This is a genomic window from Prevotella jejuni (genome assembly GCF_900187995.1).
Taxonomy (GTDB): Bacteria; Bacteroidota; Bacteroidia; order Bacteroidales; family Bacteroidaceae; genus Prevotella; species Prevotella jejuni.
The window spans coordinates 1-3,644 of the sequence record NZ_FZNZ01000077.1 but is presented as its reverse complement, the minus strand read 5'-3'; the positions used below and the strand labels follow the sequence as shown (position 1 = coordinate 3,644).

3 protein-coding genes are annotated in these 3,644 nt (G+C 36.9%); all 3 read left to right on the top strand.

Translation table 11 applies throughout. The annotated features are described in order from the left end of the window. Window positions 1-177: 177 nt before the first annotated feature. The 3 genes from CHB62_RS14305 to CHB62_RS14295 all read left to right on the top strand — a co-directional run bounded on the left by CHB62_RS14305 (window position 178) and on the right by CHB62_RS14295 (window position 3,202). Window positions 178-426 carry a hypothetical protein gene (locus CHB62_RS14305; RefSeq protein WP_240616191.1) on the top strand — a complete coding sequence of 83 codons (249 nt, stop codon included), beginning with the start codon at window positions 178-180 and terminating at the stop codon, window positions 424-426. Window positions 427-871: 445 nt separating this feature from the next. Continuing rightward, a complete protein-coding gene (locus CHB62_RS14300; protein WP_089367350.1) occupies window positions 872-1,354 on the top strand; it encodes a phosphohydrolase in 483 nt (160 codons plus the stop codon). A gap of 33 nt (window positions 1,355-1,387) precedes the next feature. After that, window positions 1,388-3,202 carry a GmrSD restriction endonuclease domain-containing protein gene (locus tag CHB62_RS14295; RefSeq protein ID WP_089367349.1) on the top strand — a complete coding sequence of 605 codons (1,815 nt, stop codon included), beginning with the start codon at window positions 1,388-1,390 and terminating at the stop codon, window positions 3,200-3,202. Window positions 3,203-3,644 lie beyond the last annotated feature (442 nt).

The window sequence follows — 3,644 nt, the reverse complement described above, 5'->3', positions numbered from 1 at the left end:
AACGAAAGACCAAGAGAAAAATTAAACTTTTCTACTCCAAAGTGTGAGTTCTTTAAACACGTTTTGTAATTTTGCACTTGCTGGTTGACTCTGCGTCTCTCCTCTAAAATCTTCATAAAAAGGCAACAAAGAAGCTTGTTTTTACATATTTCAGAAAGTATTTATACCTTTAAATCTATGGAAGAGCAAGTTACGGACATTTCTAAAGTATTACATGGCATAACGGAAGAGATGCGACTGTTGCGTGAAACTGTCAATCAGCAGTATGCCGAGATTATCAAATTAAACCGTAACATAAATGCCCTGAACCTCCAAATTCGCAAGAAAGATATGGAACTTACAAATCACGGGAACGCTTGGCCAAGTATGAAAACTCTGATAAGAACTTCTAACAACAGCAGTACTCCCCAAACAAGGAGCGTATGAAGGATGAGGTTGTCAGAAGAACAAGAAGCCTCCGCAAGCCAAGTGGTAAGAATCCAGGGGAGGACAAAAGGGACATGATGAACACAAGTTGTCTTGCTCTTCTGTACCTGACGAAATAATTGATGAGGTACTCAACTATTGCACTCGTTGGGGAGATTTTTATCAGATGCAGAATGTGTGCTTAAAATTTCTATACAGACAACCACAAACCCTTTGGAATTCTTATCTCCACAACTGTTCTAATCTGCTCATCACATGAAAAATACTACTTGGTACAATTTCGTCATATATTATTGCTATCAGTAGCATGTCACGTAGAACATACCTATAAATTATTTTCTATTATTGCTTAATGGGACTGATATATTCACAAAAAAGATGTACCTTTGTATTGTGAATAGTAGATAGTGAAGAGATTCTATTACATATAACTTAAATTTTAACTATGTTAGTCAACAAGGAAGAGAACATCGTACAATGTGCTGCTGAGTTAGCTCGTGAGTTACACAAAGGACAGGTGGACAAGGCTGGGATTGATTATTTCACTGGCCATCTTACAGCTGTTGCCCAAATGGGCAGTACATGGCAAGAGCAGGTTGTGGGTTATCTGCACGATGCAAGTGAAGATACTCCCTATTCCGTTGAGGAAGTGCTTAACTTGTTAGATGATAAATTAGGAACTCCCTTGTCTGATACCGATAGGCTTGAACTTACCGATGCTTTACATTTACTCAATCATCATCTTGCACCTAACAGAGAAACATATATTCATCGTATAAAAGAGAATACCCTTGCAACTGCCGTAAAGATACACGACCTAACTCACAATATGGACCTTTCTCGTATTCCTAATCCAGCAAAAAAGGATTATGAACGTATTGAGCGATACAAACAAGAGTATGCTTACTTAGGTGAACTTAAAAATTAATTTTCATCTATAAACAGCTTCAATAAAACAATCATGACCGAAAAATATAACGCATCTAACATTTCTCTCGATCAAATCTTAAGTTACATAAAGTCTGGAGAGATTGCTATACCAGAAATCCAACGCCCATTCGTATGGAAACCTCGGCAGGTTAGAGACTTGATAGACTCACTTTACAAAGGTTATCCTACGGGATATCTGATTATTTCACAAAGCCCTGATATGAAGTTGAAAGATGGGAGTCTATCATTGGGTAAGAAGATAATGATAGATGGTCAGCAGCGTGTTACGGCATTAATGACAGCTATTGCTGGGCTTGAGGTCTTAACTAATGATTTCAAGAAACGAAGAATTAAGATTGCATTTAATCCTCAAGCATCAGAAGAGAATGAAGAAGAAATCTTTAAAGTGCAAGATAATGCGATTTTAAGGGACAAGAGATGGATAGCTGATGTCGCAAATTTATTCAAGCCAGACTTTGACCAATGGGCATTTGTGAACGAATATTGTCAGCAGAACCCAGAAGTCAACGGCTCAGAAATGAATAGGATATTAATGCGTCTGTTGGATATCAAGAATCGTCAGATTGGAGTTATCACACTTAACAAGGACTTGAATATTGATGAAGTAACTGATATCTTTATTCGTATTAATAGTCAAGGTGCTAAACTAAACCAAGCCGATTTTGCTATGTCAAAGATTGCCGCCAATACAGAATATGGTGGTAACGCATTACGCAAGGCTATTGACTATTTCTCACATTTAGCAGTAGAGCCCGATTGGTACAATGAAATGGCTCAAGACACGTTATTTATGGAGACACCATACGCAAGTAGACTGAAATGGTTGAAAGATGATAGAGCATCTATTTTCGACCCTGATTATAACGACATCCTGCGTATAGCATTTATGTATAAGTTCGGTCGTGCAAAGCTAAAAGACCTCGTAAGTCTTCTTGGTGGACGTGATTTTGAGACACGAGAATATAAAGCACAAATAGCAGAAGAGTCGTTTACCAAATTAAGCGAAGGGGTTATGGATTTTATGAACCAATACACTTTCTCAAATTTCATACTTGGTATGAAAGCGGCAGGCTTTATCTCTAACAAGCTGATTAACTCTCAAATGACAATGGACTTTGCCTATACATTGTACTTGTTATTGAATAATGATACTACAATCGAAAGGAGTCAGACAAAGCATTATGTTGCAAAATGGTTTGTTATGTCAACATTAACAAGTAGATATACAGGTTCTCCGGAGACACAAATGGACTTTGATATAAAACGTATTCGTGAGAAAGGGTTCTTACCCTTCTTTCAAGAAGTAGAAGAAGCTAATCTTTCCGATACATTCTGGAATGTTCGATTGGTGCAACAGCTCGAAACACAAGTCATTAACAGTCCATTCTTCAATGTGTTTCTTGCAGCACAGATATACAAAGGTAATAATGCTTTATTTTGTAACGGAACTAAAGTGGGGTATTTAATCACTTTGATAGGCGATGTCCACCATATATTCCCTAAACAATATCTGCGCAATAATGGCTATAATGAGAAGATACAATACAATCAGATAGCCAACTTCACTTATCTTGATACACAAGTAAATAAAGACATTTCTGATGCTGCTCCGAATGTATATTTCACCAATGCAATAAAACAATGTGAAGAAGGTAATGCTCGCTACGGTAATATAACAGATCTAAATTGTCTAAAGACTAACATGGCAGAGAACTGCATACCCGAACAAATCGTGGATATGGACTACTCTGATTATCCTGATTTTCTTATTGCCAGAAGAAAATTGATGGCTGCCAAAATTAAGGACTATTATTATAGCTTGTAGTAAACTCATGTGGTCTTTATATAGTCTTTTGCGTAAATAAGAAACATGCGGAGATGGAGAGAAGACTACAAAGGCAAACACAACATAAACCCCTAATTTAGTTTTAAATTCATTTGCTGTCATATTTAACATTTCTCGTAAAGCATTAAGTACCAGATGGTAATAAGTAAAAATGGTATGACAGATATGACAGCAAACTGTAAACCAACTTTCCTAAGTTTCTTTCAAATGGTAGGAATATACTTAGACTTTTCACGTGAAGATGCCATGAGATGTCTGTGAATGTACTGGACACATTAACAGAAGGCTTGAAGAATGACAAGAAGAAAGTGATATTGATTTCTTTTGGGTCAGTCCTAAAACCCAGTTGCAAGCCTACTCTCTTAAGCACACAATTTCATAAGCCTATATAAAAAGAAAGGAATATCTGTCACCCCTCTGA